The 16,312-nt window shown below is 44.5% G+C and carries 15 protein-coding genes; 4 read left to right on the top strand and 11 right to left on the bottom strand.

Going from position 1 to position 16,312, the window contains the following annotated elements:
- The first annotated feature begins 320 nt into the window (after positions 1-320).
- Positions 321-1,388: a GGDEF domain-containing protein gene (locus tag JKJ11_RS21040; RefSeq protein WP_242456592.1), complete on the top strand. Its 1,068-nt coding sequence runs from the start codon at positions 321-323 to the stop codon at positions 1,386-1,388.
- A 54-nt stretch (positions 1,389-1,442) separates the two neighbouring features.
- Here JKJ11_RS21040 and JKJ11_RS21035 read toward each other — a convergent pair whose 3' ends face one another.
- The 5 genes from JKJ11_RS21035 to JKJ11_RS21015 all read right to left on the bottom strand — a co-directional run bounded on the left by JKJ11_RS21035 (position 1,443) and on the right by JKJ11_RS21015 (position 9,046).
- Positions 1,443-4,229, bottom strand: coding sequence for an FAD-binding and (Fe-S)-binding domain-containing protein (locus JKJ11_RS21035; protein ID WP_503061278.1), 2,787 nt, complete (start codon positions 4,227-4,229; stop codon positions 1,443-1,445).
- Positions 4,230-4,333: 104 nt separating this feature from the next.
- Positions 4,334-4,999 (bottom strand): LutC/YkgG family protein, encoded by a 666-nt coding sequence (locus JKJ11_RS21030; protein ID WP_038227161.1) that lies wholly within the window; start codon positions 4,997-4,999, stop codon positions 4,334-4,336.
- Positions 5,000-5,013: 14 nt separating this feature from the next.
- Positions 5,014-6,447 (bottom strand): LutB/LldF family L-lactate oxidation iron-sulfur protein, encoded by a 1,434-nt coding sequence (locus tag JKJ11_RS21025; RefSeq protein WP_198559112.1) that lies wholly within the window; start codon positions 6,445-6,447, stop codon positions 5,014-5,016.
- Positions 6,447-7,202, bottom strand: a complete 756-nt coding sequence (locus JKJ11_RS21020; RefSeq protein WP_252039949.1) for a (Fe-S)-binding protein — start codon at positions 7,200-7,202, stop codon at positions 6,447-6,449. Before JKJ11_RS21020 ends, JKJ11_RS21025 begins: the two co-directional genes overlap by 1 nt.
- A gap of 152 nt (positions 7,203-7,354) precedes the next feature.
- Positions 7,355-9,046 (bottom strand): L-lactate permease, encoded by a 1,692-nt coding sequence (locus tag JKJ11_RS21015; RefSeq protein ID WP_240205564.1) that lies wholly within the window; start codon positions 9,044-9,046, stop codon positions 7,355-7,357.
- 168 nt (positions 9,047-9,214) lie between these two features.
- On the opposite strand from JKJ11_RS21015, the gene JKJ11_RS21010 reads away from it, so the two are divergent.
- Positions 9,215-10,114 (top strand): LysR family transcriptional regulator, encoded by a 900-nt coding sequence (locus tag JKJ11_RS21010; protein ID WP_252039948.1) that lies wholly within the window; start codon positions 9,215-9,217, stop codon positions 10,112-10,114.
- A 35-nt stretch (positions 10,115-10,149) separates the two neighbouring features.
- On the opposite strand, the gene JKJ11_RS21005 is transcribed toward JKJ11_RS21010, so the two are convergent.
- The 3 genes from JKJ11_RS21005 to JKJ11_RS20995 all read right to left on the bottom strand — a co-directional run bounded on the left by JKJ11_RS21005 (position 10,150) and on the right by JKJ11_RS20995 (position 12,691).
- Positions 10,150-11,754 carry an SgrR family transcriptional regulator gene (locus tag JKJ11_RS21005; protein ID WP_252039947.1) on the bottom strand — a complete coding sequence of 535 codons (1,605 nt, stop codon included), beginning with the start codon at positions 11,752-11,754 and terminating at the stop codon, positions 10,150-10,152.
- A gap of 7 nt (positions 11,755-11,761) precedes the next feature.
- The gene (locus JKJ11_RS21000) at positions 11,762-11,974 is read right to left on the bottom strand and encodes a hypothetical protein (RefSeq protein ID WP_006074640.1); all 213 of its coding nucleotides are present in this window, start codon (positions 11,972-11,974) and stop codon (positions 11,762-11,764) included.
- A gap of 114 nt (positions 11,975-12,088) precedes the next feature.
- Positions 12,089-12,691 (bottom strand): hypothetical protein, encoded by a 603-nt coding sequence (locus tag JKJ11_RS20995; protein ID WP_031493535.1) that lies wholly within the window; start codon positions 12,689-12,691, stop codon positions 12,089-12,091.
- A gap of 44 nt (positions 12,692-12,735) precedes the next feature.
- Here JKJ11_RS20995 and JKJ11_RS20990 point away from each other — a divergent pair, with 44 nt between their 5' ends.
- Positions 12,736-13,026: a YnjH family protein gene (locus JKJ11_RS20990; protein WP_006074642.1), complete on the top strand. Its 291-nt coding sequence runs from the start codon at positions 12,736-12,738 to the stop codon at positions 13,024-13,026.
- A 28-nt stretch (positions 13,027-13,054) separates the two neighbouring features.
- Here the strand turns inward: JKJ11_RS20990 and JKJ11_RS20985 are convergent, their stop codons facing one another.
- Positions 13,055-13,354, bottom strand: coding sequence for a YfcZ/YiiS family protein (locus JKJ11_RS20985; protein WP_252039946.1), 300 nt, complete (start codon positions 13,352-13,354; stop codon positions 13,055-13,057).
- Between the two features lie 520 nt (positions 13,355-13,874).
- On the opposite strand from JKJ11_RS20985, the gene JKJ11_RS20980 reads away from it, so the two are divergent.
- A complete protein-coding gene (locus JKJ11_RS20980; RefSeq protein ID WP_006074644.1) occupies positions 13,875-14,336 on the top strand; it encodes a TetR/AcrR family transcriptional regulator in 462 nt (153 codons plus the stop codon).
- A 78-nt stretch (positions 14,337-14,414) separates the two neighbouring features.
- Here the strand turns inward: JKJ11_RS20980 and JKJ11_RS20975 are convergent, their stop codons facing one another.
- Positions 14,415-15,206, bottom strand: a complete 792-nt coding sequence (locus JKJ11_RS20975) for a heme ABC transporter ATP-binding protein (RefSeq protein ID WP_252040022.1) — start codon at positions 15,204-15,206, stop codon at positions 14,415-14,417.
- A 41-nt stretch (positions 15,207-15,247) separates the two neighbouring features.
- Positions 15,248-16,282, bottom strand: a complete 1,035-nt coding sequence (locus JKJ11_RS20970) for a FecCD family ABC transporter permease (RefSeq protein WP_252039945.1) — start codon at positions 16,280-16,282, stop codon at positions 15,248-15,250.
- Between the last annotated feature and the right edge of the window lie 30 nt (positions 16,283-16,312).

Genomic DNA, 16,312 nt, shown 5'->3' with positions numbered 1-16,312 from the left:
GGCTGAAAGTGGATACCGTGTCGAAAGTCGAAGCGATAACTTGATCAATCTAATGACATCTTTATTAGTGAGGTGGATCTCATTTCCTATGAGTCACAGACAAAACCGGCCTATTTATTCTAGTATCCCTGAGTATATTCAATTTGTTTGATGAATGAATTGTTGTTAATTGATAAGGAATAGTACTTCGGGCGGTGGTTATGGATGCGTTTTCTCTCGATATGAGGACGCTTAATTTTATCATTATACTTTTTAGTTGCGTCTACTGTATCGGGCTTCTGCTCTATCAACGTTCTCAGCAAAAGGTTGCGGGTTTGACTATGTTTTCATTGGCTTTGTTGGTAATGGGAACGGGACCGCTTTTGATAAGCTTTCGTGGGCTTTTGCCCGAGTTTCTCACGGTCATTACGGCTAACATGCTGATTGCCTGTGCATTTCAAATGATACTGCATAGCCTATGTGAGTTTAGGCAATCCAAGCTGCAATACTCTTATTGGTGTATGACGACGATTCCCTTGGTGTTTTTGTCTTTTGTTTATTTTACCTATTACCAAGCATCTATTGAGAACCGAATTGTGGCTATAACGAGCTATTTAGCTTTAGTTACTCTGGTGTCGGCGAGAGTTATGTCAGTCGGAAAGCAACAAGACTTACCTCTGGCAGTAAGAACCATGGTGTTGACGTTTGTGCTGTATGGCAGCTTCATGGTTTATCGAAGTTACTACGCCATTTCGGGGGAGGCAATCGTGCAGTTTATGGACGCTGGGTTTGTACACTCGATGGCTTTCTTACTTAGCATTTTTCTCATCGTTTCTATTAGCTTCAGTATGTTGTGGATGATCAATGGCAGACAAGTGAAAGCTATTAACGCGCTTTCTTATTTTGACCCCTTAACTCAGCTCGGTAATAGACGAGCTCTTGAAGTTTACATTGAAGAAGATTTACCAAAACAGCTTGCTCGGGGAACCAATGTGAGTGTCATTATGCTTGATATTGATTTCTTCAAGATGATCAATGACAGATACGGACATATCGCAGGAGACAAAGTAATTCGCAAAGTATCAGATATCATTCAAGATTCGTTAAATGGTGGCAATACGACGTTTCGATTTGGTGGGGATGAAATTATGGTGGTGCTTTACGACATGGATTTGCATCAAGCTCGAGCATTAGCTGAACAACTACGCCTTCGAGTCGAAAAGTACGGAAACATCAAGGGTGAAGAATTTTCTATTAGTTGCAGTTTTGGTGTTGCTCAGCTTGTCGATGATGAATCATGGGATTCATTGGTTGGGCGAGCGGATAAAGCGCTTTATGAAGCTAAAGAGTCAGGGCGAAACAAGGTGTGCTCATGCACTTTGACGTCTTTGGACATGCGCTATGCATAGTTGGCGTGTGGAATATAATTAAAAAAACGCCCCTCATTAGTGAGGGGCGTTTTGCTATTTAGTTTGGGCAACTTCATCCACCAAATAGAGGATGGATTGATAAGGAATACCGCTGTGATGAGACAAGCCAATTTCACAAGTAATACTATTGCTAAAGCCTCGTGTGCATCCACTTGGAACTTGTTGCTTAAGCGGAGCAACCGCTGCTTCATTTAGCTCTGGAGTGGTAAAACCTTTGTCTCCTGCCCAGCCACAACATTGAATGTGTTCGGGTAACACCACATCGCTGGCGCAAGCCTTAGCGAGATTCAACATTGATTGCTCTAAACCCATACGTCTAGAACTGCAGGTAACATGAAGCATCACAGTTTCGTCTATCGGTGCCAATGCCAAAGTATTTAACAAGTAATCGTGGGTAAACTTGACTGGCTCAACAATGGTCATGGGTTTGGTGAATTGCTCAATACTGCGTTTTGCGCATGGGCTGGTGTCCATGAGAATAGGGTATGTACCGTTTTTGCTGGCTTCCCATAACGCGTCTTCAAGTTGAAGACTCTTTTGTTTTGCTATATCCACCATGCCTTTACTGTCGTAGGGCATACCGCAACATTGGTCACTCAGTTTTTTAGGCGTAACCAATTCAAATCCAGCCTTTGAAATAAGTGACAGTGTCACCTCTTCTAGCGAGCGTTGATCCCTTGCTGCGGGTTGAGTTTGCATATTGCGACTTGCACACGATGGGAGATATACGACTTTCTTTATTGTTGAGTTTGCTGCTGGCTTGTCATCGAGCGCCTTTTCAAGATCGAAGTGACTTCCGTTTGGTGTCTCTGCGAGCCATGCAGGTGTGGCGTCTTTAGTGATTGAGCGCATTCCTCTGGCGATATTCGCCACTCGTTGCGCCCCAAGGAGATTAGAGGCTACGTGACCGCTCTTAAGGCCAAACCTTGCGATAGTGGTTGTCGCACTAAAATGATCAGCTGTCCATTTTGCGATGGGTCGAAACTTCTCATACTTAGGAGCTCGCAGCTTCTTCACCAATTCCCCTGTATTGATACCGACGGGACAACGATCAGCACATAAACCAGTTGCTGCACAGGTATCCAAGCCTTGATACTCAAATACCTTTTCTAGCTCGCTAGCTTGAGTTGATTCGCCATTGGCTCGGCGACGTTGCAGCTCCCGGAATAGAACAATACGTTGTCTAGGAGAAAGGGTGAGGGTACGTGATGGGCATACGGGTTCGCAGAAGCCACACTCGATGCAACGATCAACAATATCGTCGGCCGCGGGCATAGGTTTGAGGTTTTCGATGTGCGAATGTGGGTTGTCATTGATAATGACGCCCGGATTCAATAATCCTTGAGGATCGAACAAGGTCTTGATGCGTTGCATTAAGGCATAGCCTTCTTCTCCCCATTCAAGCTCGACGTAAGGCGCCATGTTTCGCCCTGTACCGTGCTCGGCTTTTAATGAACCTTGATACTTTACTGCGACTAAATCAGCCACATCATCCATAAAGCCACCGTAGCGTTCGATTTCCGATTGACTATCGAAACCTTGAGTGAAGACAAAGTGCAAGTTGCCTTCAAGCGCATGGCCAAAGATGATGGCTTCATCGTACTGATATTTGTCAAACAGTTGCTGTAGATCTCGAACTCCAGCGGCCAAATTTTCTACTGGGAATGCAACGTCCTCAATAATGACGGTGGTACCCACTTCACGCACAGCACCAACAGCAGGGAACATGCCTTTGCGAATACCCCAGAGCGTTGCGACAGTACTCGGGTCAAGGGTAAATGGCACCGACTCAATAATGGTGTAATCCGAAAGTGATGCCATCACTTTCGTAGTGTGAGCATCCAGTGTGGTTTTGTCTGAGGCGTGGACTTCGATAAGCAGAGCGGTTGCTTCTAGGTCGAGTTGCTGAATAAAGCTTGGCATACCCGGTTTGTCGGCTACTGAGCGCAGCGCTCGACCATCCATCATCTCCACGGCAGCGACTGGGGTACTCGATAGCGTTGTCACAGCTTGGCTTGCTTCTTCAATGTTAGAGAAGACCAGCAAAGTAGAGGCTTTGAACTCATGTTCTACAACAGTGTTGTAAGTAATTTCAGCAATGAAACCTAATGTACCTTCTGAACCAATCATAAGGTGCTCAAGGACTTCGATAGGATCAGAATAATCGACGAGTGCGTTTAAAGCGTATCCAGTGGTGTTTTTTAATCGATACTTGTGGGCAATCTTACTAGCCAGTTCGTTATTGGCTTGCGTTTCTTCGGCTAATGTTTTGAGTCCTTCAATCAAACTCGGGTTGGTCTGTTTAAAACTCTCAATACTTTGTTGACTCCCCGTATCCAAAATTGAGCCATCTGCGAACACTAATTTCATGCTTTCAACAGTACGATATGAGTTTTGTGCCGTACCACAACACATGCCGCTGGCATTATTAGCTGCAATTCCGCCGATTTTACACGTATTGATCGACGCTGGATCTGGCCCGATTTTTCGTTGGAAAGGCAGTAGATATTTATTCGCATCAGCGCCAATGACACCAGGTTGCAGTTTTATTTGTGCGCCATCATTGATAATGGCATGACCGCGCCAGTCGTCAGTAAGAGCAATCAATACGGAGTCTGATACCGCTTGCCCTGAAAGGCTAGTCCCTGCCGCACGAAACGTGAAAGGGACGTTGTGTTCTTTGCAGCATTGGATAGCGAACACCACCTCATCGAGATCTTTGAGTCTTAGAACGATCTGAGGAATTAGTCGATAGAAACTGGCATCGGTACCATAAGCCAGACGTTGTGCATCGTCTGTGATGATGCGTTCGCTATCAATTTTGGTGGCGAGTTGCTGTTTTACTACTGAGTAGCGTTGTTCTTTGCTATTGAGTTCTTGTTGTGTCTTAGCGTCTACATGGCTCATTCCAGTGTCCTTTATTCTTATTCGTCTTCCAGCAGTAACACGATCAGCTGGCTTGGTCCGTGTGCGCCATAGGCGAGCGTTTGTTGGATATCTGCAGTTTTCGAAGGGCCAGATATTAATAGCGCGTTTGTCGGCATGTAATGATTCCAGTTGTTCTCTTGCATCACCTGCAAGAAATGACCATACAATGCTGATTTCTTAACGACAGCAATGTGGCTCGGAGGCACTAGCGATAGTGTTCTAGGCTCATGCTCTGTAGGCCAAAGTATCAAAGCACCAGTATCAGCGATACCTCCAAGGGTGTGTGTGATACCTACATCAATATCGTTAAACAGTTCAGATTTCCATTGCTCAATTTCTTTATTGAATGTGGTAACGTTTCGTGTGCTGGTGGCGACTTCAAAATCGTTGATGTATTCACCAGCCGTGCCAATTGCGATGTTCTGAAATTGATATTGCTCCATAACGGATTGTAAAGTAGGGCTTAATTCCGCTCTTGTGGTGACTCGAACATCGGCGTGGTTTGCTGTCATCATGTCAAAGAAGCGTTGGGCTTTATCATCTGCCGTAATATCTGGGTGACTACCCCAAGGAAAAAACGCCATCTCTTCGGCTGTTTTGGGGGTTCGCTTTGCCTGTTTTAGGCGCCCAAGAATGTTATCTTTCGCAAGTCTTGTATTCATGCTCATTTCCTCTGTCACTTCTTAGGCTCGGCCTTATTTTTCTCAACCATAATTTGATGCAGTGTTTTCTTAGCTGGTTTAGGACTGGTTCGACATTGTGTCCAGGCACCCAGTTTATTTGGAATTAAGCTCTGCATTTTTGTCGCCATAAATGTCCCTGCGTGGTAGAGATGGGATGAACTTGCGGCTAAAGCAAACCCTTTCATCGCCGCAGACTCCATTTTGCTGTGTGCTGCGTTCTGTCCGTTGAGTTCTAGGTTATCTTTACTCGCTTTGTTCTTCGCTTCTTTACGCAGGCGTAATAGCATTTCTGGAATAGGGATGCGTACTGGACACACTTCACCACACGCGCCACATAGACTTGAAGCCGTCACGAGATCTTTAGTTTTATCGATTCCCAATAGGTGAGGAGAAATGATCTTGCCAATTGGGCCGGGATAAACGGTGCCATAGGCGTGGCCACCAATCTTGGTATAAACAGGGCAGTGATTCATGCATGCTCCACAGCGAATACATTGCAACGTTTTGCGTAGCTCTTCGTCTTGGAAGGCTTGGCTACGGCCGTTGTCGAGCAGAATTAAGTGGACTTCCTGAGGTCCGTCTTTCTCTCCTGCTTTACGAGGAGAGCTGATCATATTGAAGTAGGTCGTAATTGCCTGCCCAGTGGCAGAACGAGTCAACGCGCTATACAAAGGCGGCACGTCTGCGAGGTATTCAACGACTTTTTCGATACCGGTAATCGCGATGTGGACGTTAGGTACTGTGGTAGACATCCTGCCATTGCCTTCATTTTCTACCAAACACAGCGTTCCCGTTTCAGCTACGGCAAAGTTCACGCCCGATAAGCCGATGTCGGCTTCAAAGAACTTTTGTCTCAAGCGAGTACGTCCGGTCTGAATCAAGCTATCAACGTCGGTGGTAGGACTAAATCCCTCAAGATTTGCTTCGAATGTGTCACTGACTTCTTGCTTATTCTTGTGGATAGCCGGCATGATGATGTGCGATGGTTTGTCACCATCAAGTTGCACTATGTACTCGCCCATGTCGCTTTCAAGACATTCGATACCCAGTTTTGCCATCTCATGGTTCATCTCAATCTCTTCACTGACCATAGACTTACCTTTGATGATGCTTTTGGCGTCATGCTCGGAAGCAATAGAGGCGATAATCGCATTAGCTTGCTCTGGATTTTCTGCCCAATGGACTTGGATACCGTTTCGATAACAGTTGAATTCCAGTTGTTCGAGCAGCTCTGGCAACTTACTAAGACAGCGCTGACGAATGGCTTCGGCCAGGTCGCGGGTCTGCTTCTCTTCATCCAAATCAGAGAAAGCTGTTTTACGTTTATCGCGCAGGTAGTCCATTGCGCCACGGAAATTAGCTCTGAGCTGCTTATCGGCTAGAGCATCTTTTGCTAGGGCGTGAAACTGTTCAGGAGTCTGGCTCATTAGGATTCTCCTTGGGTACGTTCTAGCAAAAATGAGGCTATATGGCGGCCTTTGATGGCTTTGCCTTGATATTCAAAAGCACCGTTAATATTGAGTAAGCAACCCCAGTCAGCACTTACTAAAGTATCTGATGCTGTTGCTTCGATGTGTCGAGTTTTGTCTTCAACCATCGCTTGGGAAATATTTGGATGTCTGACCGAAAAGCTGCCACCAAAGCCGCAACACTCACTCTCGTAATCTTGCATTCTCAGTTCGACATTGGACAGTTGGCTGAGCAAGTCTGTGGCGGTAACGTGGACGTTCATTTCTCGCCTAGCAGCGCAAGAAGTATGCATGACAACACTCGTTGGTTGACCTTTATCATCTAGCCTCACACGGCAAACATTTACTAAGAATTCAGTGAGTTCAAAGACACGGTCACAAAAGCTATCCACTTTGGCTTGGTTCTTATCGCCTTTGAATAATCGACGATAATGATGGTGCATCATTCCTCCACAGGAACCGGATAATACGATCACAGGAATTTCTTCTGCGAACAGGTCCATTTGGCTTTGCGCGACTTGCTTAGCTTCATTTTCATAACCTGAGGTATAAGCTGGCTGACCGCAGCACGTTTGTTTTTCAACAAACTCTACATCGATACCTTGTTGCTTCAGCAATGTCATCGCATCAAGACCCGCTTCAGGGTCAAATACATCGACGAGGCAAGTGGCATAAAAATAAACTTTGCTCGGTTTTGAGGGATAGATTCGCATTGCTTTGCTCCAGCACCAGACCCATTTTTATGGGTTTATATTCTTATATAGACTAGATGTAACATTCTGAAAAATAAGCGCACTTACCTTCTTGAGATAATTCACAACTTCACTCAAAAAACGAGGTAAGTGCGTGGTTAATTGAACCTAAATCAGTTCATCAAGGCATCGGTGAAATGGAAGCCGTAAACCAGAACCAATCCAATGAGCCCGGTAACGACTAAGTAATAGAATGTGGGTATAACCGTCCTGCGCAACGTTAGGCCTTCGCGTCCCAGTAGTCCTACGGTAGCAGAGGCAGCGACGACGTTATGAATAGCGATCATATTACCGGCTGCTGCTCCTACCGCTTGTAATGCAATCACAGCAGTGGTTGAAATAGTAAGAGTCTGTGCAACTTCGAACTGGAACTGGCTGAACATCATGTTAGACACCGTATTTGAGCCCGCAATGAATGCTCCTAAAGCACCGATTGTGGCACTTAGCGCAGGAAAAGCTTCACCAACCATGGCAGAGGCTAAATTAGCCGTGGTTACTGGCATGCTCGCTAGATCGGCACCGTTTACCCCAGAGTTAATGAAGATACGAACCATCGGGATGGTAAACACAAGAACAAAGCCAGCTCCTATAAGCGTTTTGCTCGATTCACCAAAAGCGGCGACCAGTGGTTTCGCACTGCGTGATTGAATAATGACTGCCAACAAGGCAACGAACACTAGGATTCCGCCCGGCAAATATAGAGGCTGAATAGCGGTGCTAATACCAGTCTCTCCAAGAATATTGCTGAACGATAGACTCACACTGGTCAGGAAGCCTTTAAACTCAGAGCTGACTCGGCTAGCCACCAAGATGACGGCTAACAGCACATAAGGTAGCCAGGCGACGGCCATCGACATTGGCTTTCCGTTTGATTCGGAAAGATCCATTTTCAACGAACCTAGCCACTCAGTTGGCCATTTATCTTCGCTTTCAAAATCCCATTTTGATTTCGGTACTAGGAAGCCCTTTTTTGCCGCACTGACGACGATGGCTAGGCCGACAAGCCCGCCAATGAGTGATGGGAACTCAGGGCCGAGAAGAATGCCTGTAAGCGCATATGGAATAGTAAACGCAACACCAGCAAATAGTGCAAATGGCAGGATGTCTAGACCTTCTGTCCAGCTGCGATTCTTACCAAAGAAACGGGTTAACATCATTGCCATGAGCACTGGCATGAGGGTTCCAACACAGGCATGAATAATGGCAACGTTAGCCGTAATTTGCTGCAAATACATGTCCCATGAAGCGCCGTGAGAAACCAAAGACTCGGTGATATTGTGGGTATCTAGACCTTTGTTTACACCGACTATGATAGGGGTACCTACCGCGCCAAAAGAGACGGGTGTAGATTGAATCATCATACCCATTAATACCGCAGCTAGCGCAGGGAAGCCAATGGCGACAAGCAGCGGTGCTGCAATTGCTGCAGGGGTTCCAAACCCAGATGCGCCCTCAATGAAGGAGCCAAAACACCACGCGATGATGATAGCTTGCACTCGACGGTCGGGGGAAATGTCGGTGAAACCGTTACGAATTGTGGTGATGGCTCCTGTATGTTTGAGGGTGTTGAGCAAGAAAATTGCACCAAACACTATCCAGAGTACGGAGACGGTAATTCCAAAGCCTTGAAATACCGACGCGAGAACGCGAGTGACCGACATATCCCAAGCAAATAGGGCAATAATTACGGTAAGTCCAAATGCAACAGGCATAGCTTTTTTTGCGGGCCAATTGAGACCGACCAGTAAGATGGCCGCGACAACGATAGGCGAAAATGCCACGAGGGCTAATAGAGTTTCAGACATGGGTTACTTCCTTTTGTCTTAGCTCATCCACTCCAACTATGTGAATGGGCGAAGTTGTCTTTATTATTTTTGTAATAGGGTTGTTAAGGTGGGGTGAATTTATCCCTTTATTTTTTGTTGATATAGAGAAATAATGAAAATGATTATTTCCAAAATTGGCATAATGTGATGCGAGCAGATGACTTAATTCTGTTCTACCAGGTGGTAGAAACAGGTGCTTTTAGCCGAGTGGCAGAGCAAAATAACCTTACAAATTCAGTAGTTAGTAAAAGAATTGCACGTTTAGAAGAAGAATTGGGTGTCCAATTATTATATCGAACAACGCGTAAATTAACGCTCACTGAGGCTGGTAAAGCACTTGTTCATGGTGCGAAAAATGTGAAGCAAGCCACCCAAGAGGCTATGGAATCAGTTTCAGGGTATGGTGAGAGTATTAGTGGTCACATCAAAATGTCCGTGCCGTCTATCTCCGGTGATTTGATCTTAGCCGATGCTGTGGCCGAATTTTGTAACATGCACCCCGGTCTCACCGTTGATATGTCGTTAGATAATCGATTTGTAGACTTGGTGGATGGAGGGTTTGATCTTGTTATTCGTACAGGATATCTAGAGGACTCAAGCCTGATAGCGCGTCATATCTTGGATTCTCAGTGGGTAGTTTGTGCTTCTCCTTCCTACATTGCGAAAAACAGCAAACCTCTCAAGCCTGAAGATCTTACGCAGCACAATTGTTTGCAATACGCTTATCAAACCACCGGAGCTTCAGAGTGGGAGTTTAAGGCAAATAAAGGTAACTATATCGTGCGCGTTTCAGGCTCATTTTCTACTGATAATGCCACTGCACTGCGAAAGGCGGCATTAGGTGGGCATGGTATCGCGTATGTCCCACGCTGCTTGGTATACCATGACATACGCAATGGTCAGCTGGTGGATATTTTTCCTGACCAAGTGGGTAAGCGTTTGGGAATCTATGCCGTTTACCCTTTTACTCGACAACCGCCAAACAAAGTGAGGCTGTTGATAGAACATATCCGAACCCGTTATTTAGCGATATCTCACTACTTCTGATATCTCACTATTTTGGAGTAGTAGCGAGTATTGACCTAGTGAGAGCGTATTATTCTCTGTTTGATCCATAGCTTGGAAAAGTCGCACCACCCAATAGAGTTGATTTCCACGCCTCGAATACGAGAAGGGATACTCAAACAAAGATCTTCAGACTTAATAATCGTCAGTACATGGTTTTTGTGTAGCCAGGTAAGTAACGCGTCGAGAATCTGCTTTTGCTTTGATGTATCCGCCTCCGAGCGTGCGGCCGATAGAGTGTGCTTCAAGTGGTCTTGTTGTTTCCAGGTTAGGTTTGTTTGCCAATATGGATAGAGCATAAAAAAAGCGATTAGACTTGTGGTTCTATCTCCTTCTAAGCGAATGCCACCAATGGCTAGGTCTTGTTTAGGTGCTGGATGACCATAGACGACTTGCGTACCATTTGCCGTAACGTCTTGCTGTTTGAGAGCACTAATGAGTTTGCGTGAAAACCAACGGTTTTCGTTGTTGTTTTCAAAACAAAAGTCGACATGTGTATCACAGGGGATCGGTGAGTCTAGTCGACCGTTAAATAACCTCTCCAAACTGTGTTGAAACGACGAATTCTGTAAGGCTTTATTATTGATGAGTAGGAAAAAGTAGCCAATATCGGATGTTGACGCCGTGTATTGAACTTGCTCATCACTAAGGAAGAAGAAATTTTCAGCGCATTTCTTATCTTCTGCCCACTCCTTGTGAATCCAAAGTTCGATATGTTCGACCAGAGCCGATTGACCACAAAAGTTCGGATTGCGTTTCAAGCGAAGCAGTTTTTCGGAACTCACATCCACCATAAATGGGCCTGAGCCTATCGGTTTGAAATGACTCTCGGCACGATAGATAAAATGCTTAGGCATAATGGATGCCTCGGCTCTGCTCAGAAGCTTAGGTAGATGAGGGTCAGGGTACTTAAGTGTTATCTGGATTTGGTTAGCAGTATGACTAGTAATATCAGCGATATGATCGTAAAGCGCACACCAGTAAGGTGAGAGAGTTAGTGACTTTAGGCTCTCTACTACGTCATTGGTGGTGACTGGAGACTGATCGTGAAAGACGACGCCACTACGCAGATAAAAGACCCAGCTAATTTTCTCATCATCGCTTTCCCATGCATGGGCGAGGTTACCACTGAATTCAGTCCCTTTAACATTGACTAGGGTCTGGAAAACCTCGTGAATGAGGTGGCGTTCAGTACGCTCCATAGTGTGATGAGGGTGGAGCCAACTGAGTCTGCGATGAAATGGAGCAAAAATGGTATCTTCACTGGCTGTTGTTGCATGCGTCAGGTAATGTTTTAGGCCACTAGCGACATTACGATTGTTAAAGCCAATCAGTTTATGCGCCAAATCGTAGTTGCCTTCTACAGTAGCCTGTTCAACCTCTTTATAGCAGGCCTCAATAGGTTCTTGTAGGCAGACGAGTTTGCCCTTCATTCCTCTGCCACGGAGAGGAGTCCAGGATAACCATTGCTTAGTTTCCATTTGATTAAGTAACGTTCGCGCATGTCGCTCGCTGCATTGAAAATGTTCTGCAATCGAGCCGATAGTAATACGGTGATCTCCCGGCCCTAATTGCTTAAAAAGGTTTTCGTAGAGCTCAAGTTTACGCCTGTCTGCTGCCATTGAATATTTAATCTCGTTGTTCCGGTTTTTCTGTGATGGAGTCTTTATGTTGCTCTGAATATGTGGATATCCCCCAAAATGCATCAGTACCAAACAGCTCATTAAGTCGCTCGGCACGCTCTGCTGGAGAGACGTAAAACAGCTTTCCAAGTAAGCTATTGTTGTCCTCATATTTATAGGTGGCTTGAAAGTAATTAGCAACGAAATTGAAAAATGTCATAGTGTAAAGCCTCTGTCGTTTCGGTAGTAAAAGCTTACACTTGGTAGAATTTGAAAAACCGGAACAGATTTTTACACTGTTCCGGTTTTATAAATGAGTGGTTAAGTTAATGCATTAACGAGCGACGGCACCACCCAAGGTTAAGTCGTCTGGCCATTGAGTAATGGTGTTACCGCCTAGATAGATATTTCCTTTGACCGTGAGTTTTTTGGGAAAAGTGGTTATTTGTGAACCACCCAGATAAAGGTTGCCTTCTACGACCAAACCATTGGGCAGTTCAGTTAATTTAGTGCGAATGACACTTAGGTCGCCTTTGACATACATACCATTTGGTAATTTGGTTACCGGCGTATCCGTGAGGTTGATATAGCCACCGGGAACAACGCCAGCTGGCCACGCTTTTAATTGGCTTCCGAGAAAGTTAGCGTATCCTGTGATTTTGGTTCCTCTTGGCATGAATTCCACTAAACTATCTGAGGCATCTAAGCTACCTTTGATTTCAAGATTATTAGGTAGCATCTTAATAGGTGTCTTTGCGATATTGAGGTTGCCTTTTACGATTAATCCCTCGGGGAGTGTCGTGTACGGCTTATTTCTCAGGTCAAGGTTGCCATAATTATCAAGATGGTTAAGTAGTTTATAATGATCGAGGTCTTGCGCCACTGAGCATGTGGTGAACAAAAGGGCTGCAACTATTGCAGCAAAAAAACGAATCATAATAACGAGATACCATACAATCAGAGCGACGTAGGTAGTTTGCAATGGAAATTAATAGAAAACAATGGAAATCACTGGGCCTTGTGACGGCGATAATGTGTGCTTTCGCCTCGCCCTTATCGGCTAAAACCATCACCACGCCTGGGGCAGATGTTGGAGCTGCGGTATTGTTATCGGATTCCAAGCTCGGTAAGCGAGTCTGTTATTACAACGACAAAGCGTACTCATTAGGATCGGTGATTAATGTCGAAGGTGTAGTATTGCAATGTGTGGCGGAGCAGGACTTTGAAATGAATGGTCAACTTAAGTGGGAGCAATTAAAAAGCGAGCAATAATGCTCGCTTGATGTTACGTAAGCTCTAGTTATCTTGCCAGAGAACGTGTTTTCAGTTCGAAGATCAGTTTTTCAGCACTGACTTCAAACTTGAATCGAGCAGTGAGCTCTTTTGAGCTTTCTTCAAGTGGTGAAACTTCAAACTCAACGTTCTTACAGACAGTCTGAGCAAGTTCAACATACTTTTGAAGTTCAACTTCTAACTGTGCTTTTGAATCACTGAATAGCTGTACCTCGGCGACGTCGTCGCCTTCTTTGATGATAAAGCCCATTTCACCAGCTACACCACATGCATCGCATACGGTTGGCTCTTCATATGTATTTGACATAACGATACCTCTTACAAAATCTGTGTTTATTCTATATCTGTGGAAATAAGGTATCCAGTAATAAATACATGCTCAAAGGATTAGGTCATTGCGTTAAGATATGGTTTTGTAACAGAAATTTTCTAACTGTTAACTATTTTTATCTAATTAAGTGACAAGTGATATATCGAATTACTATAAGTCATTGCTTTTTAATATTTTTTTATTATGCAAGTAATAGTGCATCTTTGTGATCGAGTTCTCATAAATGAGACTTGCGCACTAGTGATGTAGTACAGACTAGTTTATCAATATCAGAGAAGTGTTAGACTTTATAACTTATTAATCAATGGTTTGTTTTTTATAATATTCTCAATGAAACGTATAATGTTCATGAGTTTAGCTAATAATTCGCCTCAGATGCCGTAAACTGAGTTTTAACAAATCGATACGTTAATGAATAGAAAACTATACCGAGTACTGCTTTAATTATGGTATAGCATACAGTGAACGCACATAACGATAAGAGAAGAGCTTTAAAATGCCAAAGCGTAGTAAAGAAGATACTGAGATTACGATCCAGAAAATTATGGAAGCGGTCGTTGATCAGATCATCCGACTAGGATACGACAAGATGTCGTACACCACTTTGAGCCAACAGACAGGTATTTCGCGAACCGGTATTAGTCACCATTTTCCAAAGAAAACGGACTTTACGGCAGCGCTTGATGGTCGAATTTTCAAGATGTTCGTGGAACATTTAGAATTTGAAAAAGGAATCAACGGTTTTACAGGCAGTTGGATTGAGTCGTTGAAGAATCCAGAATTCTTGGCGATCTTGAAGCTACTTTTCCATCACATTGTTACTTCTGAAAACTCGCATGAGTTTGCGTCGAAAGGTATAGATAGGCTGTACAAACTAGTAGAGTCTCAATACGGCGAAGGCAGTGATAAAGAACTAGAATGGTTGATTGGTCGTTCATTGATTCAGTTGTCAAAGTAACCAACGCTCGCATAAAAAAACCGCTTGTTCACAAGCGGTTTTTTTATTGCTGATGAAAACCAATAGTTGTCAGTTTAATCAACTTGCTAATACGACCGGAAAGCCAAGTTGCGGATGTCGAGTAATAATGGTTTTGTAGCCATATACTCGCTCAATCATCTCACTATTGATGGCATCTTTTGGAGCACCATCGGCTACCAATTTGCCGTTGTGTAAAATAACGATTCTATCGGAGTACTGAGAGGCGAGATTCAAGTCGTGCAAAACAACTACTACCGCAGTGTTGTGGTTGTCAGCTAGCTCACGAGCGATAGCTAAAGTGTTGTGTTGATGCGCAAGGTCAAGTGCAGATGTTGGTTCATCAAGCATTAGGATCTTCTTGTCGCCAGAAAGATGCAATTGAGTTAGAACACGAGCTAGGTGAACTCGCTGCTTTTCGCCACCTGACAGTGAAGGGTAGAGGCGATTCGCCAAATGTGCTACGTCGGCCTGTTGCATGTACTGTAAAGCAAGTTTTTTGGTGTCCTTATTAGCCATATCAAGCGGAATGGCTCCAAGTTCGACTACTTCTGAAGCAAGAAAAGGAAAAGATAACGTACTGTGTTGAGGCAATAAACCCAAATGCTTTGATAATGTTTTGGGGTTCCATTGTTTTCTTGACTGGCCAAAGTAAGCGACATCGGCCTCAGATTCTGTTTCACCACAAAGCAGCTTTAACAAGGTGCTTTTTCCGGCACCATTCGGGCCTAGCAAAGTGGTAACTTCTCCCGAGTTCAACTCAATACTTACGTTGTCCAAAATCACCCGCTCACCAAATCTAACACTGACATCATTAGCAGATATGGCAGGGGATTTTTCTTTGGTTAACATTGAAGGCTGTGATATTGCTATCGTATCTACCGTAGTAACACTCATAAGATTTTCCCTTTCTGCTGGAATAGTAAGTAGAGAAAGAAGGGGGCGCCGATAATGGCGGTCACGATCCCTACGGGTAGTTCTGCTGGAGCAACCGCAACCCGAGCAAACATGTCAGCAGCGGTCATCAGTAACGCTCCCAACAAAGCAGACAGTGGTAGTAAAGTGCGATGATCTGGGCCACACAACATGCGTCCTAGATGTGGAATGACTAGCCCGATAAACCCAATCATGCCCGAGACACTCACGGTGACGCCCACCCCAACAGCAGTAAGCAAAATCAATTGACGTTTGAGCTTTTGAACTGGGATACCAAGGTGTTTTGCTTCTGATTCCCCAAGAAGTAGAGCATTTAACGACATTGCTTTTTTATAGAAAAAGTAAAATAACCCGATAAGTGTAACGGCTGATAAAGCAATTTTGCCCCAAGTTGCTCCTGCTAATGAGCCCATTGACCATAAGGAAAGATCGCGCAACATTTGATCGTCGGCAACGAAGTTAAGAAAACCGATACCAGCGCCAGAAAGTGCGCTAATAGCCACCCCAGCAAGCAACATAATAGTTACCGACGTTCCAAATTTGCTAGTGCCAAGTTTGTATACGAGTAGAGTTGTCAGTGCGCCACCAAAAAACGCGAAAACAGGCACGACAGCTAAAGCCATAAACTGAGGAAACTCAACACCGATTATTGAAAAACCTACAATCGCAATCGCTCCACCAAGAGAAGCTCCAGCGGAAACGCCTATAATACCTGGCTCCGCAAGTGGGTTGCGAAACAAACCCTGCATGACCGTCCCACATACCGCTAAAATAGCTCCAACAAACATACAAAGCATGGTTCGAGGTAATCGGATATCGTGAATAATCAAATTGATATGCGGGGCTAGGGTATTGCTTCGACTAGCGAGCGCAATAACGCTGTCCATAATAGTAATATTCATTGGACCAACTGTTATCGAGTAAACAGCAGAAAAGAAGAGTAAAACTGCGAAGCCGCCGAAAACGTAGGTATTAGAGAACCGTCTTAACATAAAAGTTGAATATCTCTTTCAAAGGTCACA

The sequence above is a fragment of the Vibrio sp. SCSIO 43133 genome (genome assembly GCF_023716845.1).
In the GTDB taxonomy this organism is placed as follows: domain Bacteria; phylum Pseudomonadota; class Gammaproteobacteria; order Enterobacterales; family Vibrionaceae; genus Vibrio; species Vibrio mediterranei.
This window is presented reverse-complemented; position numbering and strand designations above follow the sequence as displayed.

Bases quoted from the DNA above. Each gene is read 5' to 3' on its own strand.
- JKJ11_RS20980 (WP_006074644.1), top strand. From the start codon at position 13,875: ATGCCAAAGCGTAGTAAAGAAGATACTGAGATTACGATCCAGAAAATT.
- JKJ11_RS21025 (WP_198559112.1), bottom strand. From the start codon at position 6,447: ATGAGCCAGACTCCTGAACAGTTTCACGCCCTAGCAAAAGATGCTCTA.
- JKJ11_RS20970 (WP_252039945.1), bottom strand. From the start codon at position 16,282: ATGTTAAGACGGTTCTCTAATACCTACGTTTTCGGCGGCTTCGCAGTT.
- JKJ11_RS21030 (WP_038227161.1), bottom strand. From the start codon at position 4,999: ATGAATACAAGACTTGCGAAAGATAACATTCTTGGGCGCCTAAAACAG.
- JKJ11_RS21020 (WP_252039949.1), bottom strand. From the start codon at position 7,202: ATGCGAATCTATCCCTCAAAACCGAGCAAAGTTTATTTTTATGCCACT.
- JKJ11_RS21000 (WP_006074640.1), bottom strand. From the start codon at position 11,974: ATGACATTTTTCAATTTCGTTGCTAATTACTTTCAAGCCACCTATAAA.
- JKJ11_RS21040 (WP_242456592.1), top strand. From the start codon at position 321: ATGTTTTCATTGGCTTTGTTGGTAATGGGAACGGGACCGCTTTTGATA.
- JKJ11_RS20975 (WP_252040022.1), bottom strand. From the start codon at position 15,206: ATGTTAACCAAAGAAAAATCCCCTGCCATATCTGCTAATGATGTCAGT.
- JKJ11_RS21005 (WP_252039947.1), bottom strand. From the start codon at position 11,754: ATGGCAGCAGACAGGCGTAAACTTGAGCTCTACGAAAACCTTTTTAAG.
- JKJ11_RS20985 (WP_252039946.1), bottom strand. From the start codon at position 13,354: ATGTCAAATACATATGAAGAGCCAACCGTATGCGATGCATGTGGTGTA.
- JKJ11_RS20990 (WP_006074642.1), top strand. From the start codon at position 12,736: ATGGAAATTAATAGAAAACAATGGAAATCACTGGGCCTTGTGACGGCG.
- JKJ11_RS20995 (WP_031493535.1), bottom strand. From the start codon at position 12,691: ATGATTCGTTTTTTTGCTGCAATAGTTGCAGCCCTTTTGTTCACCACA.
- JKJ11_RS21015 (WP_240205564.1), bottom strand. From the start codon at position 9,046: ATGTCTGAAACTCTATTAGCCCTCGTGGCATTTTCGCCTATCGTTGTC.
- JKJ11_RS21010 (WP_252039948.1), top strand. From the start codon at position 9,215: ATGCGAGCAGATGACTTAATTCTGTTCTACCAGGTGGTAGAAACAGGT.